This is a genomic window from Pseudomonas marincola, from assembly GCF_900682675.2.
GTDB classification, from domain to species: Bacteria; Pseudomonadota; Gammaproteobacteria; order Pseudomonadales; family Pseudomonadaceae; genus Aquipseudomonas; species Aquipseudomonas marincola.
On sequence record NZ_LR215729.2, the window covers coordinates 494,797 to 510,975 of the forward strand.

11 protein-coding genes are annotated in these 16,179 nt (G+C 58.6%); 7 read left to right on the plus strand and 4 right to left on the minus strand.

What is annotated here, in order from left to right; translation table 11 throughout:
- Window positions 1-17: 17 nt before the first annotated feature.
- From ruvX to gshB, 4 genes are all read right to left on the minus strand, one after another.
- Complete coding sequence (gene ruvX / locus PMYSY11_RS02155; protein WP_150548187.1) at window positions 18-455, minus strand: Holliday junction resolvase RuvX; 438 nt, start codon at window positions 453-455, stop codon at window positions 18-20.
- Entirely contained in the window at window positions 455-1,024 is a 570-nt protein-coding gene (locus tag PMYSY11_RS02160; RefSeq protein ID WP_150548188.1) for a YqgE/AlgH family protein, read from the minus strand. The genes ruvX and PMYSY11_RS02160 overlap by 1 nt, the downstream gene beginning before the upstream one ends.
- Window positions 1,025-1,230: 206 nt before the next feature.
- Window positions 1,231-2,127 carry an energy transducer TonB gene (locus tag PMYSY11_RS02165; RefSeq protein ID WP_069902658.1) on the minus strand — a complete coding sequence of 299 codons (897 nt, stop codon included), beginning with the start codon at window positions 2,125-2,127 and terminating at the stop codon, window positions 1,231-1,233.
- Between the two features lie 102 nt (window positions 2,128-2,229).
- Window positions 2,230-3,186, minus strand: a complete 957-nt coding sequence (gshB, locus tag PMYSY11_RS02170) for a glutathione synthase (RefSeq protein ID WP_069902457.1) — start codon at window positions 3,184-3,186, stop codon at window positions 2,230-2,232.
- A 238-nt stretch (window positions 3,187-3,424) separates the two neighbouring features.
- Here gshB and pilG point away from each other — a divergent pair, with 238 nt between their 5' ends.
- The 7 genes from pilG (at window position 3,425) to PMYSY11_RS02205 (ending at window position 16,177) form a co-directional block, all read left to right on the plus strand.
- Complete coding sequence (gene pilG / locus PMYSY11_RS02175) at window positions 3,425-3,832, plus strand: twitching motility response regulator PilG (protein WP_069902458.1); 408 nt, start codon at window positions 3,425-3,427, stop codon at window positions 3,830-3,832.
- Between the two features lie 47 nt (window positions 3,833-3,879).
- Window positions 3,880-4,245 carry a twitching motility response regulator PilH gene (pilH, locus tag PMYSY11_RS02180; protein WP_069902459.1) on the plus strand — a complete coding sequence of 122 codons (366 nt, stop codon included), beginning with the start codon at window positions 3,880-3,882 and terminating at the stop codon, window positions 4,243-4,245.
- Window positions 4,246-4,289: 44 nt separating this feature from the next.
- Window positions 4,290-4,820, plus strand: coding sequence for a chemotaxis protein CheW (locus PMYSY11_RS02185; RefSeq protein ID WP_069902460.1), 531 nt, complete (start codon window positions 4,290-4,292; stop codon window positions 4,818-4,820).
- Between the two features lie 85 nt (window positions 4,821-4,905).
- Window positions 4,906-6,951 (plus strand): methyl-accepting chemotaxis protein, encoded by a 2,046-nt coding sequence (locus PMYSY11_RS02190; protein ID WP_069902461.1) that lies wholly within the window; start codon window positions 4,906-4,908, stop codon window positions 6,949-6,951.
- A gap of 50 nt (window positions 6,952-7,001) precedes the next feature.
- Window positions 7,002-7,859 carry a CheR family methyltransferase gene (locus tag PMYSY11_RS02195; RefSeq protein WP_069902462.1) on the plus strand — a complete coding sequence of 286 codons (858 nt, stop codon included), beginning with the start codon at window positions 7,002-7,004 and terminating at the stop codon, window positions 7,857-7,859.
- A gap of 3 nt (window positions 7,860-7,862) precedes the next feature.
- Window positions 7,863-15,161, plus strand: coding sequence for a hybrid sensor histidine kinase/response regulator (locus PMYSY11_RS02200; protein ID WP_150548189.1), 7,299 nt, complete (start codon window positions 7,863-7,865; stop codon window positions 15,159-15,161).
- Window positions 15,158-16,177: a chemotaxis protein CheB gene (locus PMYSY11_RS02205; protein WP_150548190.1), complete on the plus strand. Its 1,020-nt coding sequence runs from the start codon at window positions 15,158-15,160 to the stop codon at window positions 16,175-16,177. Before PMYSY11_RS02200 ends, PMYSY11_RS02205 begins: the two co-directional genes overlap by 4 nt.
- The last annotated feature ends 2 nt before the right edge of the window (window positions 16,178-16,179 follow it).

Consider the following 16,179-nt stretch of genomic DNA (forward strand, 5'->3'; position numbering starts at 1 on the left):
TTGATGGCCGAGCGAGCTCAGCCGCAAATATGCGCTTGCATCCAACCTTCGAGTACCAGCGCGGCAGCCAGTGCGTCGACAGGTCGCTCGCGGTAGCCGCTGCTCTGGCCTTGCTGCAGGCGTTCGCCCTTGGCGGCGTAAGTAGTCAGGCGTTCATCGTGCGTGTGTACCGGCAGATTGAAGCGGCCATTGAGGCGGCGGCCGAACTTTTCGGCGCGCTCGCTCATGTCACTGGGTGAGCCGTCCATGTTCAGCGGCAGGCCCACCACGATCGCATCGGGCTGCCACTCGCGGATCAGCGCTTCGACCTTTTGCCAGTCCGGCACGCCATTTTGCGCTTTTAGCACGCACAGTTCGCGCGCCTGGCCGGTGATTGGCTGGCCAACCGCGACACCAATCTGTTTGGTGCCGTAATCAAAGCCAAGCAGCAGGCGCAGTGGTTTAGGCTCGGCCATCAGGCGTGTCCAGCTTGTGAGGTGAGCAGGCTCAGGTTGACCCCGAGGTGCGCCGCCGCTGCATCAAGGCGCTGATCGTAAGGCATGTCGAACAGGATGCCGGCATCAGCCGGACAGGTCAGCCAGGCGTTGTCGGCCAGTTCGGCCTCAAGCTGGCCTGCTTCCCAACCGGCATAGCCCAGGGTAATCAGGTATTTGTCGGGGCCGGTGCCGGCCGCAATCGCAAACAGCACGTCTTGCGAGGTGGTCAGACCCAACTCGCCGAGATCGAGAGTGGCCTGAAAGTTCAGGCCTACAGGGTGCAGAACGAAGCCACGATCAGTCTGTACCGGGCCGCCAGTGAAAATCGGCAGGCTTTGGCAGAGTGCCGGCGGCTCTTTTTCCGGGCTCAATTGTTCAAGCACGTCGGCCAGATTCAGGCCGCTGGGACGGTTAATCACCAGGCCCATTGCACCTTGGTCGTTATGATCGACCAGATACGTGACGGTCTGCGCGAAATTGGGATCGCCCATGTGCGGCATGGCGATCAGGAAGTGGTGCTTGAGATTGCTTGGGCTGGCGTCTTTCATGGGCGTTAGCTTAATACTTGAGCGTGACGGCTGGAAGCACAACAAACCTCAGAGACGCTACTGCGCGAGGGGTTGCGGCGTTGCGCCGCGGCTTAAGCGGCTCAGTTCGCGGTTTAACGCTGAGCGCACGTTCGGTCGAGCGGCGCGAGTTCTCGCCTGCTCGACCGTCGCGCATCAGCGTTCTTGTGGCTGTAAGCGGTTTGCGGCTAGTTGCTCTGCAACCGGTCGCCTTTCTCGAAGCGCCAGGTGCGGATAATTTCCAGCCGGTCAATGTCGATCAGGTCGCCGCTGAACGGTGCAAAGGGCGCGGCCAAGCGAACGATGCGCATGGCGGCCTTATCGAGCGTTGGTTGGCCGGATGATTCCAGTACCAGCACTTCGTAGAGCGAGCCGTCACGGTTGATCGAGACCAGCAAGCGCAGACTGCCGTAAATGCGCTTGCGCCGTGCATCGTCCGGGTAGTTCAGGTTGCCAATGCGCTCGACCTTCTTGCGCCACTGATCCTTGTACCAGGCGCCTTTGTCGCGCATGGTCGAGGCGGCGTTGAGGCGCAGAATCTTCGGGCGCTTGGCGTAGGCCTGAACTTCGTTGGCCAGATCCGCTTCGAGGCTGGCAATTTCCGAGGACAATTGTTCTCGATCAAAGCTTGGTGCCGGTTCGTGGCTGGGCGCCGGTTTGGGCTTTTCACGTTTGACAGGGGTTTTCTGCGGCTGCGGCTTCACCGTGGCGACCGCTGCCTTTGGCGCCTCTTTCGGTGCCGGTGGCGGCTTGGCCACGGTTTTCGGCTGCACCTTATTAACCTTGGTGTCCTGGAAAGGCGCCTTTTCGGTGGTTTTCGGCGCGGCCTTGTGTTCCAGCGTGCCGCTGCCTTGCTGATTGTCCTGGGCGAGGAAGTCCGCCTCTTTGGGCTTGGTTTCGCTCTTGAAGGTTGAAAGGGTGATTTCGAGCGTTTTGCTCAGGGTTTCAGGCTCGACCACCGTGAAACCGACCCCGAGGATCACCGCGATATGCAGCACCGCTGCCAGAAAAAGGGTAAAGCCCAGCCGGTCTGCCGGGCTGGCGCCGGCAGGTGGGAGGCTGGGAGTCGGGTCGGTTGCTTTCATTGGCATGTGGCTTGGCTCAGAGTGCCGCGCAGTCTGCCGACTTCGCACCTCGGCCTGCAAGCCTCATGTGCAAAGGTGTTAGCTGGGTCAAGCTTGTGATGACTACTGTGTGGCATTCAGCTTCTTTGCAATCACGTCCATCAGTTGGTCGGCAATGCCTGTGTTATACGCGGCATCAATTTCACGAATGCAGGTCGGGCTGGTCACGTTGATCTCTGTCAGGTAATCGCCGATCACGTCCAGGCCCACAAACAACAAGCCTTTCTCGCGCAGTGTCGGGCCAATGGCCAGAGCAATTTCGCGGTCGCGTTCGCTCAGTGGTCTGGCCTCGCCACGACCACCGGCCGCCAGGTTGCCACGGGTCTCGCCCTGCGCGGGAATGCGCGCCAGGCAATAAGGTACAGGCTCGCCGTCGATCATCAGAATACGTTTGTCGCCATCGAGAATCTGCGGGATGTAACCCTGCGCCATGATTTGCTGGGTGCCGTGGGCTGTGAGCGTCTCAAGAATGACTGAAAGGTTCGGATCACCCTCGCGGTGACGAAAAATCATCGATCCGCCCATGCCATCGAGGGGTTTGAGAATGATGTCACGCTGTTCTTTGGCAAACTCGCGCAGAATGTCGGCACGGCGGCTGACAATTGTTGGCGGTGTGAACTGGGGAAACTGCGTTGCAAAGATTTTTTCATTGCAGTCGCGTAGGCTCTGAGGACGGTTGACCACCAGGACGCCATCGGCTTCGGCTTGTTCCAGAAGATAGGTGGTGTACAGGAACTCGTTGTCGAAGGGCGGATCCTTGCGCATCAGGATGACATTAAGGTCAGCCAGCGGCAGGTCCTGCTCTTCGCCCAGTTCGAACCAATGTTCAGGGTCGTTGAATACCTGGAGTGAGCGAAGTCGGGCACGCGCCTGGCCTTTGGCCTGATAAAGGTCCTTTTGCTCCATGTAGAACAGGGACCAGCCACGCGACTCAGCGGCGAGCAGCATGGCCAGTGAGCTGTCCTTCTTGAAGGAGATCTGGGCTATAGGGTCCATGACGATGCCAAGACGAACGGTCATTTAACGGTACTCCGTGTGAGCGGTATGCGCGGGCAGAAAAAGTTGAACAAGTCGCGCCAGAGTGGCGCTGACGAGGCTGACGGTCAAGGAAAAACAGGTTGCACTGTGACGTGTGGATTGCATGAGGAAGAGTGTGCTACAAAGGCCTGACGATCGGGTTGCAGCCCGTCGGTGGCAAGCCTCAGGCACGCTGATGTAACGCAAAAATAATGACTCACCGAGGCGCTAGTAAGCAATCATGGAACAGAATTCCGAGGGTTTAAGGGTGATGGTAATTGACGACTCGAAGACGATTCGTCGAACCGCTGAGACCCTGCTGAAGAAAGTAGGTTGTGAAGTAATCACGGCTGTTGACGGGTTTGATGCCCTGGCCAAGATCGCAGATACACATCCGAGCATTATTTTTGTCGACATCATGATGCCGCGACTGGATGGTTATCAGACCTGCGCCTTGATCAAGAACAACAGTGCTTTCAAGTCCACTCCGGTGATCATGCTGTCGTCCAAAGACGGCCTGTTCGACAAGGCCAAAGGGCGCATCGTCGGCTCTGATCAATACCTGACCAAACCCTTCAGCAAAGAAGAGTTGCTTGGGGCGATCAAGGCACACGTACCGGCATTTGTTCCGGTGGATCAAGCTTCCTGACGTCCAGCCGCAAGGCTGTAGATGTCACTTTATGTATTAGGAATACCATGGCTCGAATTCTGATTGTTGATGACTCGCCGACCGAGATGTACAAACTGACTGCCATGCTCGAAAAGCATGGTTATCAGGTACTCAAGGCAGAAAATGGCGCGGATGGCGTAGCACTCGCTCGTCAGGAAAAACCCGATGCGGTGTTGATGGATATCGTCATGCCGGGCCTGAATGGCTTCCAGGCGACCCGTCAATTGACCAAGGATGCGGAAACCAGTCACATCCCTGTGATAATTGTGACTACAAAAGACCAGGAAACCGATAAGGTCTGGGGTAAGCGTCAAGGGGCCAAGGATTATCTGACCAAGCCCATTGAAGAAGACACCCTGATTAAAACGCTTGCTGCGGTATTGGCCGGTTAATTCCGTGCTGGGCTGACTATAAACAAAATAAGGCCGCGGTTTGCATGTCGGACACACCCTTCCAGCTTCTCTACCAACTTGATCAGCGTTGTCGGGCGCTGGCGGCGGGCCTGCCTTTGCAGCAAGCCCTCGTCCAGACCTGGAGTGGCATTGGCTTTCGTATGGGGGAGCGCTACTTTGTGGCGCCCATGGGCGAGGTCAGTGAAGTGCTGCACGAACCAAGACACACCCTGCTGCCTGGCGTGAAAAGCTGGGTTAAAGGTGTGGCAAACGTGCGTGGGCGCTTGTTGCCGGTTATGGATCTTTGCGCCTACTTCGGCAATGAACTGACGGCGCACCGCAAGCAGCGACGAGTGCTGGTGGTTGAACATCAGCAAGTGTTCGCCGGCCTCACGGTCGACGAAGTGTTCGGTATGCAGCATTTTCCAGTGGATGCGTTTCGTGAAGAAATGCCGCCGCTGGAAGCGACAATTCAGCCGTTTATCCACGGCGTCTTTCAGCGCGAGCAGCCCTGGCTGGTGTTCAGCCCATATGCGCTGGCGCAAAGTCAGGGTTTTCTTGACGTAGCCTATTAAAAAGATTTTCGGTTGGGTCGGCTTTGCCGGCCTTTTGGCGTTACATGGGAACCGTAGTGCGGTAGGTCCAGGCGGGGGCCAGATAATGAAAAAACAAAACACAGGCAATTTATTGGCGGGTACACGCAGCAGTACATTGATTGCAGGGCTGTTTATCGTCCTGATCGTCTCAATCGTGCTGTTGTTTGCCAACTTCGCATACCTCAACACTCAGGCCAACTACGACACTGAGTACATCAGTGACTCGGGTGAGCTACGGGTTCTTTCGCAACGTATCGCCAAGAACGCCACCGAAGCGGCGGCGGGTACACCGGCTGCGTTCGGTTTGCTGCGCGATGCACGCAACGACTTCTCCAAGCGCTGGAGCAACCTGACTGACGGCAACCCCGAGACCGGCCTGCCTCCAGCACCGGAAGCGGTCGCCGGGCAGATGGCGGCTGTGCAGCAGGATTGGGACACGCTGAAGAAAAACACCGACGCCATTCTGGCCAGCGAACAGACAGTACTGTCGCTGCACCAGGTAGCGGCGACGTTGGCCCAAACCATTCCGCAGTTGCAAGTTGAGTACGAAGAAGTCGTCGACATTCTTCTGCAAAGCGGCGCACCGGCGGCTCAGGTTTCGGTCGCTCAGCGTCAGTCGCTGTTGGCAGAACGTATTCTCGGTTCGGTTAACAAGGTGCTGGCCGGTGATGCCGACTCGGTACAAGCCGCCGACATGTTCGGTCGCGACGCCAGCCTGTTCGGTCGCGTATTGAAAGCCATGACCGACGGCAACCAGGCCATGGAAATCACCCGGGTTAGCGACCGCGAAGCACTGGATCGTCTTGGTGAGATTTCTGAGCTGTTCGAGTTCGTTTCCGGTTCGGTGGATGAGATTCTCGAAACCTCGCCAGAACTGTTCCAGGTTCGTGAATCTGCCAACACCATCTTCAGCGGTTCGCAAACCCTGCTGGACAAGGCATCCGACCTGTCGCAAGGCTTCAACAACCTGCAGAGCGCCCGTTCGTTCAATACCCTGATCGGTTATGTGCTGGGTGCTCTGGCACTGGGCTCGATCATCTTGATCGGTATCGTCATGGTTCGCTCGACCAACCAGCGACTGGCTGAAACCGCCGAGAAAAACGAACGTAACCAGGCGGCAATTTTGCGTCTTCTCGACGAAATTGCTGACCTCGCAGACGGTGACTTGACGGTAGCGGCAACGGTAACCGAAGACTTTACCGGTGCGATTGCCGACTCCATCAACTACTCGATCGACCAGCTGCGTGATCTGGTAGCGACCATCAACCTGACCGCCGTTCAGGTAGCCGGTGCTGCCCAGGAAACCCAGTCGACAGCTATGCATCTGGCTGAAGCATCCGAACACCAGGCGCAGGAAATTGCCGGTGCATCGGCGGCGATCAACGAGATGGCGGTGTCGATTGACCAAGTATCGGCTAACGCCTCCGAATCTTCTGCGGTAGCGGAACGTTCGGTAGCCATCGCCAACAAGGGTAACGAGGTGGTGCACAACACCATCACTGGCATGGATAACATCCGTGAGCAGATCCAGGACACCTCGAAGCGTATTAAACGCCTCGGTGAATCGTCCCAGGAGATTGGTGACATCGTTAGCCTGATTAACGACATTGCCGACCAGACCAACATTCTCGCCCTTAACGCTGCAATTCAGGCCTCCATGGCCGGTGATGCAGGCCGAGGCTTCGCCGTGGTAGCGGACGAAGTACAGCGACTGGCAGAGCGTTCATCGGCTGCAACCAAGCAGATCGAGGCACTGGTTAAGACCATTCAGACCGACACCAACGAGGCTGTTATCTCGATGGAGCAAACCACGTCTGAAGTGGTACGTGGAGCACACCTGGCGCAAGACGCCGGTGTGGCACTGGAAGAGATTGAGAAAGTATCCAAGACCCTCGCGGCCTTGATTCAGAACATCTCCAACGCTGCCCGCCAGCAGGCTTCTTCGGCGGGTCATATCTCCAACACCATGAACGTGATTCAAGAAATCACCTCGCAGACCTCGTCCGGTACCACAGCTACTGCGAAGAGCATTGGTAATCTGGCGAAGATGGCCAGTGAGATGCGTAACTCGGTTTCTGGCTTCACCCTGCCAGAAGGTGAAGAGGTATAAGCCTCGACCGAACCGGGTATCGGTGCAGCCCTATGAGCGAGAGCCACGTCATGCAGTCACGTGTCTGGTCCTTACAACCCTTGGCGGATATGACCGCCAAGGAGTTTCAAGACTGGCAGGCTTTGCTGGAAGAGCGGGTTGGCATTGTTCTTAACGAGCAGCGCCGATCCTTCCTGCAGACCAATCTCGCGACGCGCATGCGTGAAGTGGGTGTGGCTGATTATGCGACCTATTATCAGCAGGTTACGGATGGACCGCGCGGCGCAGTCGAGTGGTCGCATTTGCTCGATCGGCTGACTGTTCAGGAAACCCGTTTCTTTCGTCACCCGGCGTCTTTTGCGACGCTCGAAAGCTATTTGCAGCAGCGTCAATCGGCAGGCCTTAACAAACCACTGGACTTGTGGAGTGTCGGTTGCTCGAGTGGTGAAGAAGCCTATTCGATGGCGATGGTGGCCAGCCAAGTGTTGAGTGGCACGGAGCAGGCCGGACAGTTTGCTGTGACGGCTACCGATATCAGCATGAGTGCGCTGGCCAAGGCGCGTGAGGCGGTTTATTCGGCGCGCCGGCTTGAGCAGGTAAGCACTGAGTTGCGCGAGCAGTTTTTCACGACCGAGGCAGAGGGTCGTTACAAAGTTATCCCGGCACTGGCGGCAAGGGTGTGCAGCGCCCGGCTCAATGTGCTGGATCTGGCGAAAGCGCCAATGTCTGGAATGGACGTCATTTTTTGCCAGAACTTATTGATCTATTTTCGTCGCTGGCGCCGTCGCGAGATTCTTAATCGACTCGTGGAGTGCCTGGCACCCGGTGGTTTGTTAGTGATTGGTGTAGGCGAAATGCTTGATTGGCAGCATGCAGATTTGCAGGCGCTGGCCGATGAGCGAGTTTTGGCATTTACCCGTAGAGCCTAATTTATGAGTGATCGGCACGACTATGTTGCCCTGGAATGGGTAAAAGGCGAAATCGCAGAAACCCTCAAGCAGGCCCGTCAGGCCCTTGAAGGTTATGTCGAGAATCCGCAGGACCCCACGCGGATGCGCTTCTGCCTGACCTATATCCATCAGGTGCAGGGCACCTTGCAGATGGTCGAATTCTACGGTGCAGCGTTGCTCGCCGAAGAAATGGAGCAGCTCGCCCAGGCATTGATGGACGGTCGTGCGAGCAATCAGGGCGAAGCCCTTGAAGTGCTGATGCAGGCTATTTTGCAGTTGCCGGTTTACCTCGACCGCATCCAGACGGCTCGCCGCGATCTGCCAGCCGTGGTGTTGCCATTACTCAACGATTTGCGCTCGGCACGCGGCGAAAAGCTGCTGTCGGAAACCAGCCTGTTTGCCCCCGACCTGTCGACTCACGCGCAGCCGCTTTCTGCGCAGGCGCTGGCGGCAATTGACGCCGGCGAATTCACTCAATTGCTGCGCAAGTTGCGGCAGATGTTGCAGTTGGCACTGGTCGGGGTTTTCCGCGATCAGGACATGCCAACCAATCTGGGTTACATGGCGCGGGTTTTTGCCCGCCTCGAAGTACTCTGCAAGGATTCCCCGCTGGGTGATCTCTGGCCCATCGCCTCGGCAGTGGTCGAAGGTCTGGCCAGCGGCGACATCAGCAATGGCTCGTCGGCGCGCATGTTGTTGCGTGAAGTCGACAAAGAACTCAAGCGTCTCTTCGAAGAGGGGCCGGCCGGGATGAATCAGGCGGCGCCTGATGAGCTGACCAAGAATTTGCTGTTCTATGTGGCCAAGATCCAGCCCAACGCGGCACTTGGCGCCGCCCCGCGGGCGGATACACCGAAGATCAATGCGGTTAAATCGCGCTATGGTCTTAGCGACGCATTCCCGGATACCGCCACGGTGGATCAGGAACGGGCGATTCTGGCAGGCCCAGATCGTGACGCCATGCGTTCGGTGGTGGGCGCATTGTGTGAAGAGCTGGTGCGGGTCAAAGACAGCCTCGATCTGTTTGTGCGCAGCGACCGTGCACAGGTCGGCGAGCTTGTCAGCCTCAAGCCTGCGCTCAAGCAGGTAGCCGACACCTTGGCCGTGCTTGGCTTTGGCCAGCCGCGCAAAGTCATCATTGATCAGATTGAAGTGATCGAAGCGCTTGCGCAGGGCAGCCGCGCGCCCAGCGATCCGGTGTTGATGGATGTGGCCGGTGCGCTGCTCTACGTCGAGGCTACGCTCTCGGGCATGGTCGGGCCCAGCAACGAAACACTCAACGAGACCAGCCAGTTACCGGTTAACGATATCGGCCAGATTCATCAGGTCGTCATCAAGGAAGCACGCAACGCGCTGGAACAAGCCAAAGACGCGATCATCGAATTTATCGCCTCGCAGTGGAATCATGAATATCTGGCGCGCGTGCCCGATTTGTTGAATCAGGCGCGTGGCGCGCTTTCGATGATCCCGCTGGACCGTGCAGCGCAGTTGTTGAGCGCCTGTAATCAATACATCGAAGAGCAACTGCTGGCGCGCAAGAGCGTGCCCAACTGGCAGGATCTCGACACCCTGGCCGACGCAATCACCAGCGTCGAATACTACCTTGAGCGCCTCAATGATGATCACTCGACCCAGGGTGAGCTGATTCTGGATGTCGCCGAGGAAAGTCTGCAGTCGCTGGGCTACTCGCTCGGCACCCCACTGCCAGTTGCCCAGGCGCATGCGGCGGAGATCACGCCGGATGCCGCGTGGCTCAACCCGCTTGATGAAATTGAGGTGCTCAACGAGGCGGATGATCAGCCTCTGGAGAGTGATGAGTCTGAGCTACTGCTCGACGAACCGGCCGCGCCAACTGAAGAACTTATCGAGCTGAGCGGGTTTGAAACACTTGAAGAGCTGGACCTGAGCGACATCGAGCCGCCTGCTTCGGAAGAGGAAGGATTCTCCCTGCCGGTGCTCGAACTCGATGAACAGCCGCTGCCGCTCGATGGGTCTCAACCGCTGAGCATTGATCAGTTCGATAACCCGCTGCAGTGGGATGAAGCCGAGTTGGCTTCTATGCAACTGCCGGATGTGCAGCTGCCACGCGCACCGCAACCAGCAGACGAAGCGCCGGATAGCGAGAAAGCCGTCACCATGGCGGATGTCTTGGCTACTCCGACGCAGGCCATCAACCCGCCGGCGTCCGATATTCCGCTGAGCCTGTTGGCGCCGCCCGCCGATGAAGAACCTGTTGATGAAGAGTTGCTGGAAGTCTTCATCGAAGAAGCTGGCGAGGTGCTGGAAACTATCGCCGAGTATCTGCCCAAGTGGCAAGCCGACAGCAATGACAGCGAGGCGCTGGCTGAATTGCGCCGGGCTTTCCATACGCTCAAAGGCAGCGGCCGCATGGTTCGCGCGTTGGTCATTGGCGAGCTGGCCTGGTCGATTGAAAACATGCTCAATCGCGTGCTCGACCGCAGCATTGAACCGAACAAAGATGTACAGCAGGCCGTGGTCAGCGTTGTTGAGGTGATGCCCGAGTTGGTCGGCGAGTTTGCCGACAGGCGTCAACGACAGCGCGACGATGTGGATGCGCTGGCCGCCAACGCACACGCACTGGCGAAAGGCTTGCCTGCGCTGATTCAAGATATAGAACTGACGCCGCCGGCGGAAACCGCTGCTGATCTGCCTGCAGTCATTGACGCTGAGGAAGAGCCGCAAGACGCGGCTGAGTTTGATCTGCAGGAAATTGGGCTGGATGCCTCCAGCGCGCCAATGCCTGAGCAAGCTGAGCCGGACGAGCAGGCAGCGTCCCGCGCGGAAGCTCTCGATCCGCAATTGCTCGAAATTTTCCGCAACGAGGCGCAAGCCCACCTCGACACTCTGGAGCAGTTCCTCGCCGATTGCGCGCGTGAAGTGCCGCAGCCGGTGACAGATGACTTGCAGCGCGCCATGCACACGCTCAAGGGCAGCTCCTACATGGCAGGCATTCTGCCAGTGGCGGAGATTGCCGCGCCGCTTGAGAAAATGCTCAAAGAGTTCAAGGTCAATCTGATCGAACTGGACATGGCCGATGCCGAGTTGCTGACCCGCGCGGGCGAACTGTTCCGGCTCGGTCTGGCGCAACTCGACAGCGATCCGCTGGCCGAATTGCCGGGTGCCGCTGAGTTCATCGAACGTGCTCAGCAACTGCATCAGGAACGCCTGAATGCGGCGCAACTCAACCAGCCGACTTCGGCGGAAGGTGAGACGCGCGATCCGCAGTTGATCAATATCTTCCTCGCGGAAGGTATGGACATCCTCATGGATGCCGAGAAACTGTTGCAGCGCTGGCGCGAACACCCGGCCGAGCGTCAGGAACTGACAGCCCTGCTGGATGAATTGACCACGCTGGGCCGTGGCGCCGAAATGGCAGAATTGCCGCAGATTGATGAACTGTGTGAAGCCCTGCTGGATCTGTACGGCGCGGTGGAAGAGAGCAGCCTTGCTGTGAGCGAGCGCTTCTTCTGCGAGGCCGAACAGGCCCACGAAGCGCTGATGAATATGATGGATCAAGTCGCGGCTGGCTTGCAGGTCAGCAGTGAGCCGCAGCGTGTTGCCGCGCTGCGTGAATTGCTCAATGAAGGCCTGAGCCCGGATGCCATCGGCCTGGTTTCGCCAGCGGGCGAGCAGGGTGCACAGGTGATAGAGCTGGACACCGCGACCCGCGACCTCGCCGACTTGCAAGAGCAAGAGCAAGAGCAAGAGCAAGAGCAAGAGCAAGAGCAAGAGCAAGAGCAAGAGCCAGCTAGCGTGGCGCAAGCGCCGGTTGAAGCGGTTGCAGACGCCAGCATGCTCGATGACGAGATGGTCGAGATATTCCTCGAAGAGGCGCAAGACCTGCTGGAAAGTGCCGGCCAGTCACTGCAAACGTGCCTCACCGAAGGCCCGGACAAAGATGTGCTCGGCTCATTGCAGCGCGATTTGCACACCCTTAAAGGCGGCGCGCGGATGGCGCAGATCGCCCCTATCGGTGATCTCGCCCACGAGCTTGAGTTCATCTACGAAGGCATGCTCGACGGCCGATTCAGCTACTCGAAAGCCTTGGATGAACTGCTCACGCAGTGCCATGACCGCTTGCAGCAGTTGGTTGATCAACTGCAAACCCGCGCGCCAATGTCCCAGCCAGACGTGCTGATCGAGGCCTTGCAGAATTACCGTTCAGGCACCATGCCAGATGCGCCTGAATCGCCTGTGCAAGATGATCAAGACCCAGTAACTCCTGATGTGCAGGTTTCGGACGTGGAAGTGATGGGCGCCACTGCGTCGGGCGTCGATACGTTGGGCGCCACTGCGTCGGGCGCCGATGCGTCGGACGTCACCGCGCCGATCGCCGAAACACCGGATGAACCAGTCCCGGCGCCTGAACCGCAATACCCGGAATCGGCTAACACCGTGACGCTCGACCCTGATCAGGACAGCGAACTGGTCGAAATCTTCCTCGAGGAAGGCTTCGACATCATGGACAGCGCCGGTGCCTCTTTGCAGGACTGGATGAGCCAGCCAGATAACAGCCTGGCGCTGGAGTCGCTGCAACGTGATCTGCACACCCTTAAAGGGGGCGCGCGGATGGCAGAGATCAGCCCGGTTGGCGATCTCGCCCACGAGCTTGAGTTCCTGTATGAAGGCCTGGCGGGTGGTCAGCTACGCGGCAGTGAAGGCCTGGTTGGTCTGCTGCAGAGCTGCCATGACTCACTCTCGGACATGCTCGAAGCCGTGCGTGAACAACGGCCTGTGCCGGATGGCTTGCAGCTGATTGCGGCTATCAAGCATTTCCGCAGCAATCCGGATGAGTTGGTCAGCGTGCCGTCTGCGATAAAGCTCACGCCGCAAGCACCGCAAACACAGCAGGTAGTTCCCGCTGGCGAGAGCGACGATATCCTCGATATCTTCCTCGAAGAGGCGGACGACCTGCTCGAAAACATGAGCGAGGCGATTGCCCGTTGGGACGGTGGCCGCGACATCAGCGCCTCGATCGACGATGTCATGCGTATTCTGCACACCCTCAAAGGGGGCGCGCGGCTAGCGGGTCAGGCCGCATTAGGCAATCTGGCTCATGATCTCGAACAGCATTTGAGTGATGCACAGCAGCAAGGCGAACCGTGGCCCGAGAGTCTGTTGATTGATGCTCAGTCCGGCTTCGATGGCTTGCAGGTCGAGGTCGAGCAGTTGCGCAGTCAGCTCGATCAAGCGGATCAGGTCAACAATCCGCCAAGCGAGCCTGTTGCGCCTTCGAGCCCGGCGCAGGACGCAGTAGATCTGCCAATAGTGGCTGTGAGCAAGCTCAAGACTGAGCCGGCACCTGCATCCGTCTTGCCGTTTGTGCGTCGCAGCCAGCAGGCCGCGCTTGAGGAAACTTCGCGGCGAGCGCCACAGGAGTTCGTCAAGGTTCCGGCCGATCTGTTGGAACAGTTGGTTAACCTGGCCGGTGAAACCTCGATTTTCCGTGGCCGGGTAGAGCAGCAAGTCAGTGATTTCAGTTTCACCCTGAGCGAGATGGACGCGACCATCGACCGGGTGCGCGATCAATTGCGGCGTCTGGATACCGAAACCCAGGCGCAAATCATCAGCCGTTATCAGGTAGATGCAGAGCGTTCCGGTTACGAAGATTTCGACCCGCTGGAAATGGACCGCTATTCGCAGTTGCAGCAGCTTTCACGGGCACTGTTCGAGTCGGCATCCGACTTGCTCGACCTCAAGGAAACGCTGGCGCAACGTACCCGTGACGCCGAAACGCTGCTGTTGCAGCAGGCGCGGGTTAACACCGAATTGCAGGAAGGCCTGATGCGTACGCGCATGGTGCCGTTCGACCGTCTGGTGCCACGTTTGCGGCGCATTGTGCGGCAGGTGTCTGGCGAGCTGGGCAAACAGGTCGAGTTCATTGTGGGTAACGCCGACGGTGAAATGGACCGTACCGTGCTTGAGCGCATCGTTGCGCCGTTGGAGCACATGCTGCGCAACGCCGTTGACCACGGTGTCGAGACGGTTGAGAAACGTCGGGCGGCTGGCAAGAGCAAGCAGGGCACAATTCGTTTGAATCTGGCCCGCGAGGGTGGCGATATTGTCATTAGCTTGTCTGATGACGGCGCCGGTATCCAGTTGCCAGCGGTCAAGCGCAAGGCTGTCGAGCGCGGCCTGATGGACGAGGATGCTGACCTCAGCGATTACGAAATACTGCAGTTCATCCTCGAGCCGGGTTTCACCACGGCCGAGCGCGTCACGCAGATTTCCGGTCGTGGCGTGGGCATGGATGTGGTGCATTCCGAGGTGAAACAACTGGGCGGCTCGATGAGCATCGAGTCCACCCTCGGTGTGGGCTCCACCTTCCTGATTCGCCTGCCATTCACCGTGTCGGTTAACCGCGCGCTGATGGTGCTGTCCGGCGAAGACCTTTACGCCGTGCCGCTGAACACCATTGAGGGCATCGTGCGGGTTTCGCCTTACGAGCTGGAAGCCTACTACGCCCCGGATGCGCCGCGTTTCGAGTACGCCGGGCAGGCGTATCAGTTGCGCTACATCGGTGATCTGCTGAATAACGGCCAGCAACCGAAGCTGGTCGGCCAGAGCCTGCCGCTGCCAGTGATTCTGGTGCGCTCCAACGAGCACGCGGTAGCAATTCAGGTCGACTCGCTGGCGGGTTCACGGGAAATCGTGGTGAAGAGCCTCGGGGCTCAATTCGCCGGGGTTCACGGAATTTCCGGTGCCACCATTCTCGGGGATGGCCGCGTGGTGGTGATTCTCGATCTGCTGGCGACTATCCGTGCGCTGCACGCGCATCAGCTGAGCAACTCGCCGCGTCGCGTCAGCCAGGTGTTGAGCGCCGAAGAGATAGAAAGCGAGCGGCCGACATTGGTCATGGTGGTCGACGATTCGATTACCGTGCGCAAAGTTACCAGCCGTCTGCTAGAACGTAATGGCATGAACGTGTTTACCGCCAAAGACGGCGTCGATGCGATTTCGCTGCTGCAAGAGCGCAAGCCGGATATTCTCTTGCTGGATATCGAAATGCCGCGCATGGATGGCTTCGAGGTTGCTACGCTGGTGCGTCACGACCCGCGCCTGCAGGATTTGCCGATTATCATGATTACCTCGCGTACGGGTGACAAACACCGTGAGCGAGCGCTTGGCCTTGGGGTGAACGAATACCTCGGCAAGCCCTATCAGGAGTCTGTGTTGCTGGAGCATATCCAGCGCCTGGCAGGTGACCGGTCGCAGACCGGCCGGGGTGCCATTGATAACGTTACGGATATGCTGACATGACCGGACAACCTTCCGCACGGATAGCGGTAATCGCCGACACCTCGCTGCAACGCCATGTGCTGCAACAAGCACTCACCGGCTTTGGCTATCAGGTCGTGCTCAACAGTGACCCGGCCAAGCTGGACGATGCAGCGCTGGCCGCGTGCGAGGCGGATTTGTGGCTGGTTGATCTGGCACAAACTGAGGACTCACCGCTGGTTGACGATTTGCTGGAACGCACCGAAGCGCCGGTGTTGTTCGGTGAAGGTCATGCGCCGGAGCGTCACAGCGATAACTACCCGCGCTGGGAGCGTCTGCTGTTCGGCAAGTTGCAAAAACTGGTCGGCAATCCTTCGCAAGGTGTTGGCGATGATTTGCAGGCCTTGCTTGAAGACAGCCCGCGTCCGGCCCGGCTGGAGTTACCCAAAGCCTTGGCGAGCACGCCGCTGCAGGTCGGTGAGCCCGCGCAGCAAGTCTGGCTGCTGGCCGCATCGCTGGGTGGCCCGGAAGCGGTTAAAGCGTTTCTTGATGCATTGCCCGGCGGTTTGCCTGTGGCATTTCTTTACGCACAACACATTGATCCCAGTTTTGAATCGGTGCTGCCGCAAGCGGTTGGCCGGCATAGCCAGTGGCGGGTCACCAATGCCCGGCACGGCGACTCACTGCGCTGCGGCGAAGTGGTTGTGGTGCCAATCAAGCATGAGCTGAGTTTCGCGGCGGACGGCAGCATGGACATCACGTCACGCAGTTGGCCTGAACCGTACAGCCCGTCGATTGACCAGATGATGCTTAATCTGGCCAGGCAATATGCAGCGTTGAGCGGCGCCATCGTATTCAGTGGCATGGGCAGCGATGGCAGTGCGGCGGCTGCGTACATGCAGCGTCAGGGCGGTTTGATCTGGACGCAGCGCGGCGACAGTTGTGTGTGCCCGAGCATGCCGGACAGCCTGCGCGAAGCCGGTTACAGCAAACTCAGCGCCTCGCCGCGTGAGTTGGCCAGCGCGCTGGTGGACCATCTGGCCGAGCAATGCAGTTAATC